The organism is Tenacibaculum profundicola (genome assembly GCF_057220795.1).
On sequence record NZ_CM170137.1, the window covers coordinates 2,112,034 to 2,133,049 of the forward strand.

19 protein-coding genes are annotated in these 21,016 nt (G+C 33.5%); 11 read left to right on the forward strand and 8 right to left on the reverse strand.

Annotated elements, in window-relative coordinates:
* Positions 1-59: 59 nt before the first annotated feature.
* From infC to AC2TDS_RS09025, 4 genes are all read left to right on the forward strand, one after another.
* Positions 60-578: a translation initiation factor IF-3 gene (infC, locus tag AC2TDS_RS09010; protein WP_484738929.1), complete on the forward strand. Its 519-nt coding sequence runs from the start codon at positions 60-62 to the stop codon at positions 576-578.
* A gap of 39 nt (positions 579-617) precedes the next feature.
* Positions 618-815, forward strand: coding sequence for a 50S ribosomal protein L35 (gene rpmI / locus AC2TDS_RS09015; RefSeq protein ID WP_028891165.1), 198 nt, complete (start codon positions 618-620; stop codon positions 813-815).
* 94 nt (positions 816-909) lie between these two features.
* Positions 910-1,254, forward strand: coding sequence for a 50S ribosomal protein L20 (gene rplT, locus AC2TDS_RS09020; RefSeq protein ID WP_484738760.1), 345 nt, complete (start codon positions 910-912; stop codon positions 1,252-1,254).
* A gap of 88 nt (positions 1,255-1,342) precedes the next feature.
* On the forward strand, positions 1,343-1,936 hold the full coding sequence (locus AC2TDS_RS09025) for a hypothetical protein (protein WP_484738761.1): 594 nt from the start codon (positions 1,343-1,345) through the stop codon (positions 1,934-1,936).
* A gap of 37 nt (positions 1,937-1,973) precedes the next feature.
* On the opposite strand, the gene AC2TDS_RS09030 is transcribed toward AC2TDS_RS09025, so the two are convergent.
* Positions 1,974-3,101, reverse strand: coding sequence for a histidine decarboxylase (locus AC2TDS_RS09030; protein WP_484738762.1), 1,128 nt, complete (start codon positions 3,099-3,101; stop codon positions 1,974-1,976).
* Positions 3,102-3,264: 163 nt separating this feature from the next.
* Between AC2TDS_RS09030 and AC2TDS_RS09035 the strand changes: the two genes are divergently transcribed.
* On the forward strand, positions 3,265-3,723 hold the full coding sequence (locus AC2TDS_RS09035) for an Lrp/AsnC family transcriptional regulator (protein ID WP_484738763.1): 459 nt from the start codon (positions 3,265-3,267) through the stop codon (positions 3,721-3,723).
* A gap of 351 nt (positions 3,724-4,074) precedes the next feature.
* Here AC2TDS_RS09035 and AC2TDS_RS09040 read toward each other — a convergent pair whose 3' ends face one another.
* Positions 4,075-4,890, reverse strand: coding sequence for an energy transducer TonB (locus tag AC2TDS_RS09040; RefSeq protein ID WP_484738764.1), 816 nt, complete (start codon positions 4,888-4,890; stop codon positions 4,075-4,077).
* Between the two features lie 85 nt (positions 4,891-4,975).
* A complete protein-coding gene (locus AC2TDS_RS09045) occupies positions 4,976-6,109 on the reverse strand; it encodes a ligand-binding sensor domain-containing protein (RefSeq protein ID WP_484738765.1) in 1,134 nt (377 codons plus the stop codon).
* Positions 6,110-6,270: 161 nt separating this feature from the next.
* Here AC2TDS_RS09045 and AC2TDS_RS09050 point away from each other — a divergent pair, with 161 nt between their 5' ends.
* The 3 genes from AC2TDS_RS09050 to AC2TDS_RS09060 all read left to right on the forward strand — a co-directional run bounded on the left by AC2TDS_RS09050 (position 6,271) and on the right by AC2TDS_RS09060 (position 10,508).
* On the forward strand, positions 6,271-7,527 hold the full coding sequence (locus AC2TDS_RS09050) for a sensor histidine kinase (protein ID WP_484738766.1): 1,257 nt from the start codon (positions 6,271-6,273) through the stop codon (positions 7,525-7,527).
* Positions 7,528-7,531: 4 nt separating this feature from the next.
* Complete coding sequence (locus AC2TDS_RS09055) at positions 7,532-8,224, forward strand: response regulator transcription factor (protein WP_484738767.1); 693 nt, start codon at positions 7,532-7,534, stop codon at positions 8,222-8,224.
* A 259-nt stretch (positions 8,225-8,483) separates the two neighbouring features.
* A complete protein-coding gene (locus AC2TDS_RS09060; protein WP_484738768.1) occupies positions 8,484-10,508 on the forward strand; it encodes a ComEC/Rec2 family competence protein in 2,025 nt (674 codons plus the stop codon).
* A 6-nt stretch (positions 10,509-10,514) separates the two neighbouring features.
* Here AC2TDS_RS09060 and AC2TDS_RS09065 read toward each other — a convergent pair whose 3' ends face one another.
* The 4 genes from AC2TDS_RS09065 to AC2TDS_RS09080 form a co-directional block, all read right to left on the reverse strand.
* Positions 10,515-11,033: a thioredoxin family protein gene (locus tag AC2TDS_RS09065; RefSeq protein ID WP_484738769.1), complete on the reverse strand. Its 519-nt coding sequence runs from the start codon at positions 11,031-11,033 to the stop codon at positions 10,515-10,517.
* A gap of 96 nt (positions 11,034-11,129) precedes the next feature.
* The gene (locus AC2TDS_RS09070; RefSeq protein ID WP_484738770.1) at positions 11,130-12,902 is read right to left on the reverse strand and encodes a peptide MFS transporter; all 1,773 of its coding nucleotides are present in this window, start codon (positions 12,900-12,902) and stop codon (positions 11,130-11,132) included.
* 75 nt (positions 12,903-12,977) lie between these two features.
* Positions 12,978-14,369 (reverse strand): peptide MFS transporter, encoded by a 1,392-nt coding sequence (locus AC2TDS_RS09075; RefSeq protein ID WP_484738771.1) that lies wholly within the window; start codon positions 14,367-14,369, stop codon positions 12,978-12,980.
* Positions 14,370-14,382: 13 nt separating this feature from the next.
* Complete coding sequence (locus AC2TDS_RS09080; RefSeq protein ID WP_484738772.1) at positions 14,383-16,530, reverse strand: S9 family peptidase; 2,148 nt, start codon at positions 16,528-16,530, stop codon at positions 14,383-14,385.
* 145 nt (positions 16,531-16,675) lie between these two features.
* Between AC2TDS_RS09080 and AC2TDS_RS09085 the strand changes: the two genes are divergently transcribed.
* The 3 genes from AC2TDS_RS09085 (at position 16,676) to AC2TDS_RS09095 (ending at position 20,779) form a co-directional block, all read left to right on the forward strand.
* Positions 16,676-18,409: a hydroxymethylglutaryl-CoA reductase gene (locus AC2TDS_RS09085; protein ID WP_484738773.1), complete on the forward strand. Its 1,734-nt coding sequence runs from the start codon at positions 16,676-16,678 to the stop codon at positions 18,407-18,409.
* Between the two features lie 190 nt (positions 18,410-18,599).
* Complete coding sequence (locus tag AC2TDS_RS09090; protein ID WP_484738774.1) at positions 18,600-19,562, forward strand: GYDIA family GHMP kinase; 963 nt, start codon at positions 18,600-18,602, stop codon at positions 19,560-19,562.
* Positions 19,559-20,779: a BaiN/RdsA family NAD(P)/FAD-dependent oxidoreductase gene (locus AC2TDS_RS09095; protein ID WP_484738775.1), complete on the forward strand. Its 1,221-nt coding sequence runs from the start codon at positions 19,559-19,561 to the stop codon at positions 20,777-20,779. The genes AC2TDS_RS09090 and AC2TDS_RS09095 overlap by 4 nt, the downstream gene beginning before the upstream one ends.
* Here AC2TDS_RS09095 and AC2TDS_RS09100 read toward each other — a convergent pair.
* Entirely contained in the window at positions 20,776-21,012 is a 237-nt protein-coding gene (locus tag AC2TDS_RS09100) for a hypothetical protein (protein WP_484738776.1), read from the reverse strand. The two genes, AC2TDS_RS09095 and AC2TDS_RS09100, sit on opposite strands and share 4 nt — an antisense overlap.
* Between the last annotated feature and the right edge of the window lie 4 nt (positions 21,013-21,016).

The following is a 21,016-nucleotide window of genomic DNA, read 5'->3' on the forward strand; positions in this document are numbered from 1 at the left end:
TTTTAAATTTATAAGTCATAGCTATTAGAAAAAAAGGTGGGCGTAGACCCGCCAGAGTAATTAAAGAAGATCAACATAGAATTAATGAGAAGATCAAGTATGTTGATGAAGTTCGTCTTGTAGGCGATAACATTGAAGTAGGCGTATATTCTTTGCTTAAAGCTAAAGAGTTTGCGAGAGAACAGGGGCTAGATTTGGTAGAGATTTCTCCAAAAGCAGTTCCTCCTGTTTGTAAAGTTATTGATTACAAAAAGTTTTTGTATGAACAAAAGAAACGTGAAAAAGCATTAAAATCTAAAGCGACCAAAGTAGTTGTAAAAGAAATACGTTTTGGCCCACAAACTGACGAGCATGATTATGAGTTTAAAAAGAAACATGCAATAAAGTTTTTACAGGATGGAGCAAAGCTTAAAGCATTCGTGTTTTTTAAAGGACGTTCTATCATATTTAAAGAACAAGGGCAAATTTTATTATTAAAATTAGCTCAAGAACTTGAGGAGTATGGTAAGGTTGAACAAATGCCTAAACTTGAAGGTAAACGTATGATTATGTTTATTGCTCCGAAAAAAGTGAAATAAAGAAAGTAAGTATAAGCAAGATAAAACGCAAAACAAAAGATGCCTAAAATTAAAACAAAATCTAGTGCCAAGAAACGTTTCAAGTTAACCGGTTCTGGAAAAATCAAAAGAAAGCACGCGTTTAAGAGTCATATCTTAACCAAGAAGTCGAAAAAACGTAAGCTTGCATTAACACACGCTACATTAGTACACAAGTCTGATGAAGCAAATATTAAGCAACAATTAGTTTTAAAATAATTGTTCGCTAGGTAGTAAATTAATTATTAACCATGGAGTTGGGCTCACAAAGTACTTTTAAATAAGTCGCCTACTACAAAAAACCATTTGAATTATGCCAAGATCAGTAAATTCAGTAGCTTCAAGAAATAGAAGAAAAAAAATCTTGAAGCAAGCAAAAGGTTACTTTGGACGTAGAAAAAACGTTTACACAGTAGCAAAGAATGCGGTTGAAAAAGGAATGTTATATTCTTATAGAGACCGTAAAAACAATAAGAGAAACTTCCGTTCATTATGGATTCAGCGTATAAACGCTGGAGCTCGTCAGTTCGGAATGTCTTACTCGCAGTTTATGGGTAAAGTTAAAGCTAATGATATTGAGTTAAACCGTAAGGTTTTAGCTGATTTAGCTATGAACAACCCAGAAGCTTTTAAGGCCATTGTAGAGAAAGTAAAATAAGTTTCATAACCTTGCTTATACTAAAAACCCAAACTAAACGTTTGGGTTTTTTTAAATTATTAACTTAAAACTCCCAGTCCGTTTTTTTATGAATTTTTTAAAAGTCATCTTTTTTCTTATTTGCACGAACATTGTTATCGCACAAAACTCAACGCAAAAAACAATCGATAACAGTATAAAGAATCAATTTGAAAGTTTATACAAGAAATCAAGCACCTACCAAAAATATAAAGTTGTAAAAAAAACTTCGTATTCCATTCTTCAAAAGAATGTGCTCGACACTATTAAAATGCTTGAGTCTAGTATTTCTTTAAAACATGATATAATTAACCAACAAAAAGAAAAACTGGCTACATTAGAAGCCCAGATTACGTCTTTAAACGCTACTTTAGATGCATCCTCAAAAAAGGAACATCAAATCAGCATAGTTGGCTTTACCTTAGCAAAATCAAGCTATAACATTGCCATTTGGACGATGATCTCAATCTTGTGTATACTCTTATGCTATTTTATCTATAGTTTCAAAAATAGTCTTTTGGTAACTAAAGAAACTAAGCTTTTATATACTGAAATCGAGCAGGAATTCCAACAACACAAAACAAGAACACTTGAAAAAGAGCAACAGCTGCGCCGAAAGTTACAGGATGAAATAAACAAACAACGCGGTGTTAACAACTATTAATACCAATTTAATTTTTCATGTTGGTTAGTAACTATTCTTAGCTAGTAACCAACATAGCTTTTTTACCCTGTACTATTGCCTCTTCTTGCATATCATTCAGAAACTCATCAATTTGCTCTTTTCTTAAACCTGGAACACAAATTATGTGTGCTATATTTTCTTCTGAAGCTAGTTGATATTTCTCACAAATTAGATTGGATGGTTTCTCAAAGACTACGGTTAGGGCCTCATTATTTCGCCAAGCGATAACACCAAGTTCTTTTAATTTTTGTTCGGTATAACTAGCTAATTCTTGAGATTCTATTACTCGTTTTCGCAACCCATTTTCTCCGTATTTTTCAATGAACGACCATAGAAAAAGGGGGGTTAAACCGTTACGTGATCCTGTAATTGTTGTATCAAGAGTTCCCACGTAAGATATCGAATTCGCTACTCTATTTCTATGACCTCTCTTACACATAACAATACCACAAGGTATCGGCCCACCGATAAACTTATGCCCTGAAATAGCGATACTATCTACCCCCTCAGCAAAATCAAACTTAGGTTTTGGTTCGATGAAAGGTGCTATGGTTCCTAAAAAGGCTGCATCACAGTGGATATAATAGTCTTTTATAGCATATTTTCTTATGATATACTTTATTTTAGCTAAATCATCAACTGCTTCAGTCATGGTTGTACCAATATTCAAGAAAAACACCGCGGGCTTGTCTCTATGTATGGTAAGAATTTGTTCTAGATCTTCATAGTCAATTTCTCCATTTTCTTGACTTCTTACGACAATATTCCGCATATTTAATAAATGTAAGTTCTTCTTAACACTATAGTGCGTAGCTTCGCTATAATACACCACAGCGTCAGGATAGCACTCTCTTGCCAAATAAAGACCATAGAGGTTTCCTTCTGTACCTCCATTGGTTACATACCCCCAAACATCCTCCATGGTGGCTGACAACATATTTGCGAAAAACGAGATGCACTTCTTCTCTATAGATTTTGTATCAATTGTTAAAGTTGATTTTACCTCTGGATCTCCAACATTATTCAAACAGAGGTCTAAAAACGGCGCAAATTCACTAAAATTAAAATCTTTCGCCAGTGGATATCCTAAAAAGTTATTGGTACTCTCTTTTATTCTTGTATATATATTTTCTAAATCCTTCATTATAAATAATTTCTCCTACAAAGGTATTAAGTAAGAATAAAAAACCATAACTTCAATAATAGTTAAGTAAATTTTACTTTATATTTGCCATAAAAAAGAAAAAACACTTGTTTATTTTCTTCTTTTTATCACATCATAAAAAATAATTCTATAAGTTACCGTTATGTTAGACAGTATAGATTTAAAAATCATAGAAGAACTTCAAAAAGACGGAAAGCAATCCATAAAACAGCTTTCACAAAAAATAAATTTATCCATAACCCCTACTCATGAACGAATAAAAAAAATAGAAGCTAGTGGAATTATTGAAAAATATGTCGCAATTGTTAATCCTGAATTATTAGGGAAAAATTTAATTGTTTATTGCCAAGTAACCTTAACTCAACATGAAGAAAATGCTTTTAAAAAGTTTGAAGACTATGTAAACTCTATACCTAAAATTATGGAAGTATCATATATTGCCGGTAGCTTTGACATTCTTCTAAAAATTATATTAAAAGACATGAATGAATATCAAAATTTTGTTCTTAAAGAAATGTCTCAACTTGAAATTATAACGAATATTCAAAGTTCATTTGTTATTAAACAAATAAAGAACGACACACTTATAAGTATGGTGTAAGTAACAGTACTTATTAAGCTAATTTACCTCGCCTAACTGTTCATTTTAAATGCGGATTTCCAGAAACAATTAAAACATCAGTGCTATGGAATGTTTGAGTAATTTTACTAACCGAATGTACCGCTATCAAACTTTAAAAACTTTTTATTATGTATTTAAAGTTCATTTATCATCACTTCAAAAGGTAAGCCGAATTACGCAATACAAAATCTAAACTCATCTGAAACAACTTAAAATCAATAAAATAGTTAGTTTTATTACTACTTTAAGCGGTATATGGTGTCATCATAACTCGAGTTTTAACAGCACGTCTCATTTCTTTATCTATACCCCCCCTTTACTATGTAGCTTTTAGCACATATCTCGCCCAATGGTAAACTCAAACTCCTGCTTTACTGGATTTCCTTTATCATCTATGGCTGGTTTCCAATTTGGCATATCTTCTACTAGCTTCACCAATTCATTATCCACATCAATACTACCTGAAGTCGTTTCGATCCTAGCCTCTATTACTTTCCCGTCTTTATTCACGCCAAAAACAATTGTTGCCATGCCTCTCTCTTCTAGTGCCCAATTTAAAATTACGACCCCAAAATTATTTTTTAAACATTGTATCATCTTATAATACCCACCCTTAAACTCTGCTTCTACTGAAGGCGCAATAGCAATTGTTATACTCATTTTACTATTTTCCAACGCATCAGTTACTGGGTTTTTAGTTTTATAATTAACTTCTATTATAATATCATCGGAAACATTGGCTGATTTAATTAGTTTAATTTGCTCGTCAGTTAACAGATGACTACTTCCTAGCGCCTTTATTTCCCGATTATTTTTAACAATGCTTATTTGCACAGAATCATACTTAGCAATCCAATTCTCTGGATAATACTCAATTAGATCCTCTAAACGTGTAGCTTTCTCTATTTTTTCTTTGGTTATTGTTCTTTCATCTTTCTTTTTTACATAATACATTAACATACCTCTAGGCTCTGACTTCTCTTTAAAATCATACGTTGGTATTCCTTCTTTGCACTTTATAAGTGCTTTTTTTTCTTGTTCATTAAATGTTGTTTTTATCGGTTTTACCTGCTTTTTTATAAATCCGTAAGTCGTAGCAGCTATAGCCATAACTAAAAGCCCTATAATTAGTATTCTTGTTTTCATGATACTTATATTTTAATGTTGATTATATATTACATCGGTAAACAGTTCCAAACAGTGAAATCATTTTAAACTGTTCAATTTTATTCTATTTCCAAGGACCATTTTGGGTAATATTAATTATTCCTTTTTCATCTCTACGAAACAAACCTCCAGAACAACCGAACCAAAGGTTATTATTACGATCTCTAAAAATACTTTGAACTCCTTTAAACAAAACTGTACTTGCTGAAGGTGTTACATCTGACGAGTGCTTATAATTGGTAAACCTATCACCATCATACTCGTACACTCCTTGCTCAATAGTACTGATCCAAACACTTCCATATCCATCCTCATAAATTTCATACACATCATTTTTGCTTAAACCAGCTATACCAGGATATGTTATAATCGTTTGACCATCATATCTACTAAGACCTCCGTTTCCATGGCGTTCATTGGCATTGGGCTTGTCCTTTTCTGCGACCCGTGATCCCATCCAAATATTTCCATGTTTATCTTCTTCAATTGCTTGAATGTTATTGGAAGGAAGCCCTTCTTTTTTAGTAAAATGCGTAAAAGAAGCTCCATCATATTTACAAACACCATAACCATCTCTACCAAACCAAAGATTCCCTTGTTGATCTTCTATAATTTCAGTGACCCAATTCATCGTCGTTTGATAACTCTTTAGTTCAACTTTAGGTACCGGAAGGTTAAAATTAGTAAATGTGTTTCCATCAAATCGACAAACGCCATTCCATGTTCCTATCCAAAATTGACCTTCTCTGTCAATTAAAATACTGGAAATATGATCGTGACAGAGTCCTTCTTTTCTAGTGTAATTTGTTACTGTTTTTCCATTATATTTAGCAAGTCCCTTATCGGTTCCAAACCACAAGTTCCCTTTATCATCTTCAACAATACTTACTACTTTATTCCCTGGTAGCCCTTCTTTTGTAGTGAGATATACAAGTTCTTTTCCGTCATAACGAGCCACACCTTTAGCTATCGTTCCAAACCACAAATTTCCCTTAGAATCTTCAAAAATTTCTGTAATATAATCCGCCACCTGTAAAACTAAACGCTGGGTATCCTGAAGCTTTAGCACTTCTTTTCTTGTTTCTTTTTTTTCTAAAAGCGTTGATGTTACTTGTCCTTTGCAAGAAAGAACAAGCAGTGATATAACCATTAATAGCTGTTGTTGAACGTTAAAACACTGAATTGTTATCGTACTCATTTTTGTTTTGTATTACTGCTGTGTTAACTGTATCACAAAGTTAAAATGGACAAGATTAAAATCTCAAAACAAAATGTAAATACTTGTTATTGAAGTGTAAAAAAATGTTATTGAAATGTAAATAGCAAGTCAAAAATAAAGATTTAATGTACCTTTGTTATATGCCTTCAAAAACGATACGAACCATTTTAACAGTAATGCTACTTACCATTTTCGGGCTGTCTATTACTCAGTTTTACTGGTTTAAAAAATCTTTTTCCTTGCAAGAAAGGCAATTTGATGAACAGGTAAATATCGCGCTTCGGAATGTGGCTCACCAGTTATTACAATTAAACAAAGACCCCCATTCAAAAATCCCTCCTATTTCTAAAACAGCTTCGAATGAGTTTTATGTACAAACGAACACCTATTTTGACCTTTCTACTTTAGATAGTTACCTCAGAAAAGAGTTCGCATTACGAAATATAACTACCAATTTTGACTATTCGATGGTCACCTCACAAAATAATGAAATTATCTTGGGGAATACTGTCGGATTTAATTTTGAGAATTTTGCTATTGCTTGCAAAAACAGAGATCATGAAAAAGCTCTATTTAATTTTAAAATTCGTATTCATAACAAAACCTCACATCTGGTAAACTCGATGGGTATATGGATCTATTCTTCCATAAGCTTATTGGTGATCCTATTTGTTTTTACATTCATTTTACTATCCATACTAAAAGAAAGAAAATTGTCATCTATTAGAAAAGATTTTGTAAACAATATGACGCATGAGTTAAAAACTCCCATTGCAAATATTTCTGTAGCTTCCGACGCGATTCGAAATAGGGATGATATGGCTCCGCAAAAACTTAAGAAATACGCTGAAATAATTTATAAAGAAAATGTAAGATTGCATCATTTGGTTGACAAAGTTCTTCAGATTTCTACTATTGAAAAAAAGGAAGAGTCATTAATTTTCAAAGAAATAGACATCCATGTGTTGATTCACAATGTTATTGAAAGTTTTCACCCTCTAATTCAATATAAAAACGGAACTATTAACTCCATATTAAATGCTACCAAACATTATGTTAAAGCCGATGAAACTCATCTCACCAATGTGATGTATAATTTGATTGATAATGCAATCAAATATTCAAAAAACGCCCCAGAAATAAGGTTAATTACAAGAAATTATAAAAACGGAATTATTATGGAGGTTCATGATAAGGGAATAGGTATGGGCAAAGAAACTCAAAAACGTATTTTTGAAAAGTTTTTTAGGGCAGAGTCTGGAAACATTCACTCTACTAAAGGTTATGGTTTGGGGCTTAGTTATGTTCAAATTATTATTGAAAAACACTTAGGGAATATTTCCTTTAAAAGCACCAAAAATGTCGGTAGTTCATTTAGTGTTTTTTTACCTCTTTAAATGTATGAATGCAAACAAACACATATTACTAGTTGAGGATGATGAAAGCATGGGCTTTTTAATAAAAGATAGTCTTGAAAACTACCACTATACCGTAACCCATCTGACCGATGGTTTGTCTGCTATGAATGTGTTCAAAAAAGAACGTTTTGATTTATGTTTATTAGATGTTATGATGCCAACAATGGATGGTTTTAGTCTTGCTTCGAAAATTAGAGCCGTGAATATTGACATTCCTATCATTTTTTTAACCGCAAAATCAATGAAAGAGGATAGAATAAAAGGGTTTAAAATTGGCGCTGATGATTATGTAACCAAACCTTTTAGCATTGAAGAGTTGGTGTTAAGAATAAAAGCAATTTTAAAAAGAGGAAAAATAACGAATCTTGATACCCGAAAAATAACTTTTGGATCATGTTCATTAGATCTTACCAATTTGATTTTAGTAACTCCCCAAAAAAGTATCCAATTAACACAAAAAGAAGCCGACATTTTAAGCTTATTTATTAAGAATCCAAATACCTTACTAAGAAGGGAGTTTATTTTAAAGTCTATTTGGGGGGATGATAGTTACTTCTTGGGAAGAAGCCTGGATGTATTTATTTCAAAATTAAGAAAACATTTTAAAGAACACCCTTCTGTTAGCATCATAAACATTCACGGAACTGGTTATAAGTTTAGCATCCACGGCATCTAATACCAGTTATTGTTTGAATTTACTGTAAAAGAAAATGGTATAAGCTTTTATCTTTTTGATCTTGATCTAATACCATGTACAAATTAAACCCTGTACTATGCATAGAACTTTAAAATGATATCGTTTTGTACAGATTCTTTAGATACAAATCATATCAGAATTAGTGTTCTCTTAATTTCAGAACAGCTCTACTATATTCACATCAAAAAACAACATAAATAATTGAATTTCAAATCTTTTTTCATAAATTTATAACGCTATGAAAAAAATATTTGAATATATCCCAGGGTACTTTCTTATTTGCTTAATTTCCGGTATTGTTTTGCAATCAAAACTTATACTGTGGTCTTACGGCTTCATTCCTTTATTTTTAGGTTCATTTTTCTTACTTGTAATTTTACTGCTATTCAAAAGATCAAACCATGACGTAGGTTTTACGAGTGCTTCATTCTTTTTATTTATTGGTATTGGCATTTCTTCTATGTATGTTACCAACCCTAAAAATTATGACTCCTTTTTCACCAATCATACTACTGATAACTCCACGGCTACTTTAATAATAACCAAAGCATTAAAATCAGGAAAATATTACCATACGTATATCGCCCGAGTTTATAAAATAGATAGTGCATATGTGAAAGGACACGTTTTACTAAATATAAAAAACAACAAGGACTTACCACAGTTACATGTTGACGATCAAATTATAGTATCTTCAACCTTCAAGGAAATAAAGCCAGCACTAAACCCTCATCAATTTGATTATAAAGACCACCTAGCAAAAAAAAACATCTATCACCAAATATTTACAGAATCGAACCAATTTAAAGTTTTAGAAGAACAACATGACTCCTTTCTTGGTCTCGCTGGTAAATTTCGCAGTCATATTCAAGCATCACTTCGTAAGCAACATTTTTCAAAAGAAGTGCTGGAAATTACCAATGCTTTATTACTTGGCCAGCGACAAGAGGTGTCAAAAGAAATCCTAAGTAATTATATCAACGCTGGTGCTATCCATATTTTAGCCATCTCAGGGTTGCACGTTGGTATTATTCTTTTAATGCTTATCAACTTACTAAGACCTCTTCAATATCTTATATATGGGCAATTATTGAAAACTATTATTATTGTCTTATTACTCTGGAGCTTTGCCTTTATTGCTGGACTATCGACTTCTGTGGTAAGAGCCGTTACTATGTTTTCTTTTGTGGCTATTGGTGAATCGTTTAAAAGAAAAAAAATAATAGAACACTCTTTAATTAGTTCGATGCTATTATTACTACTAATCAAACCGCTGTTTTTATTCGATGTTGGTTTTCAGCTAAGCTATTTAGCCGTTTTCGGAATTATATGGGTGCATCCAATCGTTCATTCTCTTTACAAGCCTAAATTGATAGTACTCCGCACATTTTGGTCTATTTTTTCAGTTTCTATGGCAGCACAGTTGGGTATTCTACCCCTTAGCTTGTATTATTTTCATCAATTCCCGATTTTATTCATCTTCTCCAACCTCATTATTCTTCCTTTTTTAGGAAGCATCATTTTAAGTGGGATTCTTATCATTTTATTGTCAATGTTACATAGCGTTCCCCATTTTGCAGTAGATCTATACAATACAATTATTGAATCTATGAATCTATTTATAGCGTGGATTGCCAAGCAAGAAAGTTTTTTGCTAACCGAAATTTCAATGTCTTTTCAACAAGTAATTCTATGGTATATACTTATTATCATAGCATTTCAAACAGCATTAAAATACACTACGAGTCGATTTACGTATCTTTTAATCACTATCCTCATACTTCAATCTATTTACTTGGTAGAAAACTATAAACACCATCACAAAAACGAGATACTCATTTTTCATAAAAGTAGACACTCAGTGATTGGCATAAGAAATGGGAAGACCACAAAAATCTATCACAGTTTGGATAGTTTGAAGGTAGCTAATGAACGTATTCTGAAAGCTTTTAGGATTAAAGAATACACTACGATGGCCTACGAGCAAGGAATTCCTTCGTTTTTTACTATGGGAAAACATCAACTACTCGTAGTTGATCAATTTGCTGTATATGACATAGGAAATCTTAACAATTGTATTGTGTTACTGCGCAACTCCCCTAAATTAAATCTAGAGAGAATGATCAAAAAAGTACATCCAATACTAATTATAGCCGATGGGAGTAATTACAGAAACACCGTTACCAGCTGGGAATCAACCTGTAAAAAGCAAAAGACGCCATTTTACTATACTGGGCAATATGGCGCTTATCTGATAAATTAGCAAATTCTAAATAGAACTCTTAAAGCTCTTCTCAAAATCTTTCCAATTTGTTTTTTTGTACGTTTCATTACTAAAAAACGCCAAAATCATTTCGAATCTCTTTTCGGTTAAATAACCTGGTACGTTTTGTAATAATTGTTTGTCTTTATTTAAAAAAGCAGTAGAAGGGTAACTCATTTTCCCTTTCATTATTACTGCGGCTAACTCATGGTATCCTCTTCTTCCCTGCGCTTTAAACGTGAATTTTTTTCCTTGATAAGTTATATCTCTTTTCTCCTCTCCGTTTAATTTCACCGGATAATAATGCTTATTTATATAACTTACAATTACATTATTTTTATAAGTCGTATTATCCATCTTTTTACACCAACCACACCAATCTGTATAAATATCTATTAAAATGGGCTTAGGTTCCTCATTACTCTTTTCAATAGCCTCTTCAAATGTTAACCAAGATATCTTATCTTGCGCATTAACTCCAAAAGATGCCACTAGTACTATTATTAGTATAAATAAATTCTTCATGTCTGATTGGTCTCAATTACCGTTCCAAATTTACAAAAAAACCTGTCAATTTTCTCTAATTGACAGGTTTTAATATTTTATAAGCTAAAAGTCATCTTATTTCACTCCGTGCATTAACTTTTTTATAACTGGATATAAAACAGCAGATAGCACTGCCAACCCAACGGAAACTGCAGTTAACAACCAAAAGAAACTACTTAACCCATTCTCTTGAGCTATAGCTTCTGACGATTCTGCAAATACACCGGCTAACTTCATTCCAATCGCTACAGCTAAATACCAAATTCCGAACATAAAAGCGATCATACGAGCTGGTACTAATTTAGAAACATATGACAAGGCAACTGGCGAAACACATAACTCACCCATGGTATGGAAAAGGTATACAAGAATCAACCAAATAATACTCACTGAGGCAGTTTTAGCACCAGGTTCAATTCCACCTGCACCAATAGCAACACATGCCATTCCTAAACCTAGTAATCCCATACCTATTGCCCATTTCATATTGGCGTTTGGATTATACTTACTCTCCCACCATTTACTAAATAATGGAGCCAATGTGATAATATATAACGAATTTAACACAGAAAACCATGAAGCAGGAATCTCTGTGGTATCCTTTTGAAATTCTGCTGACAACATTAGTATTGCGATAAACCAAATAATAATAAAACTGAATGCTAAAAAGATATTAGACCATTTATATTTTCCAAAAGTCTTTTTAAACAATAAGTAAAGAACCCACGAAATTATCCCTAACGGAACCACCGTCATTAATGAGTTTACAATTTTAAAAATAAAACCAGCACTCCCTTCCAATGTTCTTTGTGTATAATCTCTAGCAAATACCGTTAACGAACTTGGTGACTGTTCAAATATCGCCCAGAAAAATATAGTAATAAAAGCAAAAAACATTACCGCTAACATTTTATCTCTTAACACTGGTGTGTATCTAGGAATTCGGATAACCAATAATAATATAAAGATTAAAAAAGCCACTAAAATTGCAAATGTAGACCCTGCAAGGCCAGCTAATTCAAAAGGAAAAACATTATACCTTCCTTCAGAAATTTTTGATATTGGATCATTAAAAATCCATAATAAACCAAGCAAAGAAGAAACAACAATCAATCCTTTTTGCAAGTTTGTAAATGGATTACGAGCTTCATCATCTTGAACTTTTTCATTGGTAGTATCTAACATTTCATCTAGCACATCTACATTTTTGTTTTTAGGTTCTTTCCCGATTTTACCAAAAATTCCCTGAGCCAACCAAAATTGTAACAAACCAAATAACATGAAGATTCCTGCAATGCCAAAGCCCCATGACCAGCCTATTTTTTCTCCTAAATAACCACACAACAAAATCCCTAAAAAAGCTCCTGCATTCACTCCCATATAGAAAATGGTATAAGCTCCATCTTTTTTATCCTCTTTTCCTGCGTACATCTCAGAAATAATTGAGGTTATATTCGGCTTAAAAAAACCACTACCTATTACCAACAATCCTAATCCTGCATAAATAAAAAACGAAGTTTCCACCGCCATACACGCATGACCTAACGTCATTAATAATGCCCCTATTACTACCGCTTTTCTAATTCCAATAACATTATCGGCAAAATAACCACCAACCATTGTTGATAGGTATACTAATGAAGTATAGGTTCCAAAAATTGCAAAAGCCCATTCTCTTGGCCAACCCCAGCCATCATCCAATAATGACGCTGTAAAAAATAAAACCAACAAGGCTCTCATTCCATAATACGAAAAACGCTCCCACATTTCTGTAAAGAATAGCACAAACAGACCCGCTGGATGCCCTAAAACTTTGTCTTTAAATAGATTTTCTATATCTGTACTCATGTATATATATATTTAATTGATAAACAAAACAAAACCTCACAATAGTAATGAGGTTTGTATTTACGTTATTTATGATTAATTATTATCTGCTAATTCAAAGCCTTCTGCTTCTTCATACTTTAAATCTCTTTCATTATCTTCTGCTCCATGCGTTAGAGCTTCTAATTTTTTTCTAAACAATAACATTAGTAATCCAAACGAAACACAAAAAATAGCGATTCCAGTAAAAATTGAAAGTTCGCCTAAACTCTCTGAAGCTTCTCCAAGTAATCCAGCAACTTTATTACCTATCCCTGTCATAGCAAAATACACACCCATCATTAATGATGCATATTTGACTGGAGCTAACTTTGTGATATATGATAATGCTACCGGCGAAATACATAACTCTCCAATCGTATGAAACAAATACGCTAGTACTAACCAATACATTGCCGAAGATCCATTAACGTTATATTGAGCGGCAGCTCCTGTCATAAAAAAGAATCCGGCTCCCATAATCACCAAGCCAATGATCATTTTAAATAGCGATGTAGAAATTTTACCATTTAACTTTCGGTTAGCCCAATAAATTGCCACAGCAGTTCCTAAAAAGATAATAAACATAGCGTTTAATGATTGAAACCAAGATGCTGGAACTTCCCATCCCATAAGCATTCTATTCGTTTTTTCTTTTGCGTAAATATTCATTAATCCTCCAGCCTGCTCAAAAGCACCCCAAAATATAATTACTAACAAAAAAGACACTAAAAGAACAACTACTCTATCCTTCTCTATCTTTGTTAGTGGTTGATTCATCAGTTCTTTATCTTCTTCTTTTTCAGACTTTCCTAAGAAATCGCCCACACCTGTCAAGTGTTTTTGGCCCAAAACATATTGCAACAAACCAAGAGCCATACCAATTCCAGCTAACCCAAATCCGTAATGCCATCCATATTTCTCACCAACATATCCAACAATTAACGCTGATAAAAAAGCACCTACATTGATCCCTATATAAAAAATAGTAAACCCTTTATCTCTTCTAATGTCTCCTTGCTTGTACAAGCCTCCGACCATCGTTGATATATTCGGCTTAAGCATCCCTACACCGGCTATAATTAACCCTAATCCAGTATAAAAAGCCCACATTTCTTCAATTGCCAAAATACTATGTCCTAAAACAAGTAGAACCCCACCATATAAAACTGATTTCTTTTGTCCTAGAAACTTGTCTGCAATCCAACCTCCTGGAATCGACATTAAATATACTAACATGGTGTAAGTACCATATAAAGATAATGCATCTCCATTAGTCCAGCCTAAACCTGCATTTACTTCAGATGTTTTTGCCACTAAATATAATACTAGTATTGCTCTCATTCCGTAATAAGAGAAGCGTTCCCACATTTCTGTAAAAAATAACACATATAATCCGACCGGATGTCCAAATAATTCCCGTTGTTTAATTGAAGTTGAATTTGTCATAAATAATGATTTTTTATAAATTATTTTTTAAGAAGTTCGTCATTTTAGTATATAAATGAAAACGTGTGTTTCCGCCATATATCCCGTGATTTTTATCAGGATACATGGCCCAATCAAATTGTTTGTTTGCCTGAATTAAGGCCTCTGCCATTCTGTAGGCATTTTGTACATGTACATTATCATCACCTGTGCCATGAACTAACAAATAGTTCCCTTTCAGTAGTTCTGGATAATTCAATGGTGAATTATCGTCATATCCTTCTGGGTTTTCTTCTGGTGTACGTAAAAAACGTTCCGTATATATTGTATCATAAAAACGCCATGTAGTTACTGGAGCCACGGCTATTGCCGTTTTAAAAACGTCGTTTCCTTTTAGCAAGCAGTTTGTACTCATATGGCCTCCAAATGACCATCCCCATATACCAATTCTATCACCATCTACGTAAGAGCGTTTTGCCAATTCTTTTGCCACTGCTATTTGATCTTCAGTTTCATACTTCACTAAATTCAAATAGGTAACCTTTTTAAAATCACGACCTTTATAACCTGTTCCCCTGCCATCAACACAAACAACAATATATCCTTCTTGCGCAAGCATTTGATGCCAGTAATCATTTGATCCATTCCAACGATTTGCTACACTTTGTGAACCTGGCCCTGAGTATTGATACATGAGCACAGGATATTTTTTAGTAGCATCAAAGTTTGAAGGTTTTATCAGGTACATATTTAAATCATTCCCGTTAATCTTTATCGTAGAGAATTCTTTTTCACTTAACTTGTATTGTGCAACTGTCGCTTTTAAAGACGCATTGTCTTTAATGGTTTTTATAACTTTTCCGTCTTCATTTCTTAATGTGTATACCTGAGGCGTTACAGCATCTGAATAGGTGTTTATAAAATAGTGTAAGTTTTTACTAAATGAGGCATTACTGGTTCCTGAAGAGTTACTTAATAATTTCTTATCTTTTCCATCTAAAGAAATACGGTATACACCTCTGTTTATAGATCCGTTTTCAACCGACTGATAATAAATAGTTTTCTTTTCAGGATTGTATCCGTAATACGAAGTCACTTCCCAATTACCTTTTGTTACTTGTTTTATAAGCTGTCCTTTGTTGTTATAATGGTAAATATGATTATATCCATCTTTCTCACTTGTCCAGATAAAACTATTATCATCTAAAAAAGTTAAATCATCATTGACATCAACATACGCCTTGTCTGTTTCATTCAGAATTAGTGAGGTTTCAAAAGTTGATGCATTGACAAAATACAATTTCAAATCATTCTGATGGCGATTCAAAGTACGAACAGCCAATAAATTAGCATCTTTCGTCCAATTAATTCTCGGTATATATTCATATTCTCCAACCGTTATTTTCGCAGTTTTATTTGTTGATAGTGAGAAAATATGTAACGAAACATTGGCATTAGCTTCTCCTGCTTTAGGGTATTTAAACACGTGTTGACTCGGGTACTTTTCTGTTCCATATACATCCATTGAAAATGTTTTTACCGCACTTTCATCAAAACGCAAAAACGCTATATTCTTGCTATCCGTACTCCATTCAAAAGCTTTTACAAAGGCAAATTCTTCTTCGTACACCCAATCGGTAATACCGTTTATTACTTCATTTTTCTTCCCATCAGAGGTAATTTGAACCACGGTATTGTTATCAGAAAAATCTTTTACAAATAAATTATTCTCTTTTGCATAGGCCACCTTTTTACTGTCTGGAGAAAAAGTAGGTCTTTGAATATCCTTGCCTATTAACGATAAGGTTTTCGTTGGGATATCATATACATAAAATGTTCCTAAAAAAGAATGACGAAATATGGGCTTAAAGTTGGTCCCTAAAATTAGTTTAGTTTCGTCGTTGTTAAACGTATACGATTGAAAGTACTTTAATTCATCTAAATCTTTACTATCAACAATGGTCGCTACTTTTTCCAAAGTTTTATAGCTATACTTATCTACTGTTGAGCTTCCATTTCTATTGTTTAATAATGAATAGTAATCTCCATTCATGGAGTTTAGAGAATTCATATAATCTACTCTAAACGTGCCTTTTCTCCATATATCTTCTAAAGAAACCTCTTTTTTTTGAGCTTGCACTAAGGTCGAAAACCCAATAAAAAATAGTAACAGTTTTTTCATATTTAGTTGTTGTTTACATAAAAAGTTTGCCAAGTTTACGGAAAATTCGTCGATTTTTAACTTAAAAAGCTTAGAAATATCTGTAAAAAAGATGATTTTAACAGGATTCAATTATCTTTGACCCCATCAAAAACAGTGTAAAATAATGTCTAAAGTTATTTCAGGATTTTCTAGGTTTACCAAGGAAGAAAAAATCAATTGGTTAGCTAAAAACTTTTTTAACAGCCAAAAAGAAATTATAGATACTATAAAACAATATTGGAATGAAGATGATTCTTTGCAACAACTCCATGATGATTTTATAGAAAATACCATTACCAATTTTTATATGCCGTATGGGGTGGCTCCTAACTTCATCATCAATGGCAAAGAACATGTAATACCTATGGTTGTTGAAGAAAGCTCTGTGGTGGCAGCCGCTTCGCTAGTGGCAAAATTCTGGAGTACTCGTGGGGGATTCAATGCGAAGGTTATTTCTACCAACAAAATCGGACAAATTCATTTTATATATAAGGGTGATAAGCAAGATCTTATCGCTTATTTCGAAGAACAAAAACCTAAATTAAAACAAGCTACTGCCTCCATAACCAAAAACATGGAAAAACGTGGTGGTGGAATTTTGGAAATAGCATTGGTAGACAAAACAGCGCAATTAGATCATTATTATCAAATACACGTTACTTTTGAAACCAAAGACTCTATGGGTGCTAATTTCATAAACTCTTGCTTAGAAGCGATGGCACGTCAATTTAAACGTGATGATATTGATATTGTCATGAGTATTTTATCAAACTATGTTCCTGAATGCCTTGTTAGAGCTGAAGTTTCATGTAAAGTAAGTGAACTCGGAGAAGAAAACCCTGAGAAATTCGCAAAACGATTTGAACAAGCGGTAAAAATTGCTGAAATAGAACCTTATAGAGCAGTGACTCATAATAAAGGGATTATGAATGGTATTGATGCTGTAGTATTAGCCACTGGGAATGATTTTAGAGCGATTGAAGCCGGAGCTCACGCATACGCGTCAAAAGACGGACACTACAAAAGCCTAACACATTGCGAAGTAAAAAATGGTGTGTTTAAATTTTGGATAGAAATCCCATTAGCCGTAGGAACCGTAGGTGGATTAACAGCCTTACATCCAATGGCAAAATTATCACTAGACATGATGGAAAGACCTTCTGCTCCTGAATTGATGGAAATTATGGCTACCGCTGGTCTGGCTCAAAACTTTGCTGCATTAAGAGCACTGACAACGAAAGGAATTCAGCATGGGCATATGAAAATGCACTTAATGAATATTTTAAATCAGTTAGGTGCCACCGAGAAAGAAAAAGAGATCATTGCTAAAAAGTTTGAAAAAGCAACAGTTACTCATAGCGCAGTGGTTGACGCATTTAACGAACTAAGAAAACCTACCATACACTGGGTTGATTTTTTAAATGTAAACGACATAAAAGCCAAACTATCTAAACTTCAAGTAAACACCAAGCCTTTATTTGGAAAAATGAACTCGCAACAAATGATTGAACATTTAAGTGCTGTTCTTCAAATATCAAATGGTAACTGGAATATAGATACTACTGTTTCAGATGAAAAAGCAGCCAGAAGAAAACCTTTTTTAAACACAGAGAATGAGTTACAAATAGGCTTTAAAGTCCCTTTTTTATCCGATGAACCTACTCCTGTAAAGTTTCCTTCCATTGAGGAAGCTATTGAAGATTTAATTACTCAAATCACCTTGTTTGAAAAAGTATTCTCAGAAGACACGAACAGGATAGTTACACATCCGTTCTTTGGTGAGTTGGATTACGAATACTGGAAAAAATTTCAAGTCAAACATTTTACACATCACTTTAAACAGTTCGGGTTACTATGATTTCGTTTACCCTCAATTATCCATCGATTTTTATTTCCTTTGTAAATTAAATTTATGCCTAGAGATCATGCTCACATTTTAGAATACACAGGTAGCGGTTTTATACTGGAAATACTATCAGTTTCAACGTTAAATAGGATAAAAAAAACATGCATCACAGCATCCACAAAGTAAGGAATTAGCATCAATAATGAAAAAGCAGGAAAAACAAAAAGCAACTGAGTGCCGCAGAAGTTACTCTAATGGAAAATTATTGTTGACCGGAGAGTATGTTATTCTTGACGGAGCGACAGGTTTGGCTGTTCCTACAAAATTTGGACAAGATTTAATTGTCGAGTCAATTAACGATTCACAGCTTATTTGGGGAAGCTTTACTCATACAGGTGAGTGTTGGTTTGAGGCTAGTTTTGACCTGCCAAAACTACGTTTAACCTCTGCTACTTTTAATTCTGACAAAGAAGGTAGTTCTGAATTTATTGCTGAAACTTTACAAACTATTTTACTAGAAGCCAAAAAACTAAATCCTAGTTTTTTAGATACTGAGAATGGTTTTGTGGTAAAAACCAATTTATCTTTCCCACAAAACTGGGGCCTAGGCAGTTCTTCTACGCTCATTAACAATATTGCTTCTTGGGCACAAGTGAATCCGTTTACATTATTGTGGAATGCATTTTCTGGAAGTGGTTATGACATCGCATGTGCCAAACACCATACTCCTATTCTCTATTCTTTAGAAAACAATCAGCCTTCAGTAAAAGAGGTGCCATTTACACCTAACTATGCCGATGAGCTCTATTTTGTTCACCTCAACCAGAAACAAAACAGTAGAGATGGCATTGCTCAATACAAACAACACAGAGAAGAGGCAAAAACACATATCGCTGAAATTTCTGATTTAACAGATGCGTTTTTAAAAGCACCTTCTAAGAAGGAACTTGATAAAATTATTGTGGAGCACGAACTACTTATTAGCGCTATTATAAACCAACAACCGGTAAAAAATCGCTTGTTTCCAGATTACTTTGGCGAGGTAAAAAGCTTGGGTGCCTGGGGGGGCGACTTCGTTTTAGCAACTGGAAATAATGATACTCCTACGTATTTTATGGAGAAAGGTTTTAAAACAATTTTGTCTTATACAGATATGGTATTATGAAAAAAGTAGTTATTATAGGCGGCGGAGCCGCGGGGTATTTTACCGCCATTAATGCCAAAGAACAACAGCCAGATTTAGACATCACCATTCTTGAAAAAGGAAAAGAAGTACTACAAAAAGTAAAAATATCTGGTGGTGGGCGTTGCAATGTTACTCATGCTTGTTTTGAACCTAAAGAACTAACAAAATTCTACCCAAGAGGAGAAAAAGAACTGTTAGGCCCTTTTCATCAATTTATGACAGGTGACACTTTCGAATGGTTTGAAAATCATGGCGTACCCTTAAAAATTGAAGAAGACAACCGAGTTTTTCCTGAAGCTAACACTTCCCAAGCTATCATCGATTGTTTTTCTGAGGCTATTGAAAATTTAGGTATAAAAGTATTAAAAAACCACGGTGTAACCGCTGTTTCTAAGCTAGGAGGCTTATGGAGTATCCAAACGAAAGAAAATCGATTTGAGGCAGATTTCTTAGTAATTGCCGCAGGAAGTAGTAAAAAAGCCTGGGAGTTAACAACTACGTTAGGTCATACCATTATTCCACCAGTTCCCTCTTTATTTACCTTTAATATTAATGATCCGAGAATTGTTGATTTAGGTGGGGTTTCTGTTCCGAATGCGGAAGTCCAAATCGCTACAACTAAATTGGCGGATTCTGGTCCTTTATTAATTACGCATTGGGGGTTAAGTGGGCCTGCTATTCTTAAATTATCAGCTTACGGAGCACGGGTTTTGGCTGACAAAAACTATCAATATAACGTACTGGTAAATTGGCTAGGTGAAGCTACAGATAACACACTCGAAAAACTGCAACAACACAAAAAACAACAAGCAAGAAAACAAGTGATTTTAAAATCTCCTTTTGCTGAAATTCCACGTCGTTTATGGGAGCGGCTAGTCATCGCTTCCGAAATCAAAAACCAACAAAACTGGGCTGACCTAAGTAATAAGCAACTACAAAACCTTTCAAACCAGTTAACGCAAGGGCTATTCAATGCCAATGGCAGAACCACTTTCAAAGAAGAGTTTGTTACTGCAGGAGGTATTGATTTAAAAGAAATTAATTTTAAACGATTTGAAAGTAAGCTTCACAAAAACCTCTTTTTTGTGGGTGAGGTTTTGAATATTGATGCTGTTACCGGTGGATTCAACTTTCAGAATGCGTGGACTGGTGGTTATATTTGTGCAAATGCTATTGCCGAAACTTGCACCATTTAATCATCAGCCAACACACCTCTATGAGGCTTTAGCGCATCTCTAAAAATTTTCATATCCGTTTCATTAACGGTGATAAACGCAATGGTATGAAAATCATTCAACACTGTATAATCAACTGCATGGTATGATAAGTTCTCTATTTGCGCAAACTCTTTTAAATGTATACAATGATGCTTTGCCGTTTCTAAGCCATCTGGACCTTTAAAATCCCAAATAAGTTTTATTTTTCTCATATCG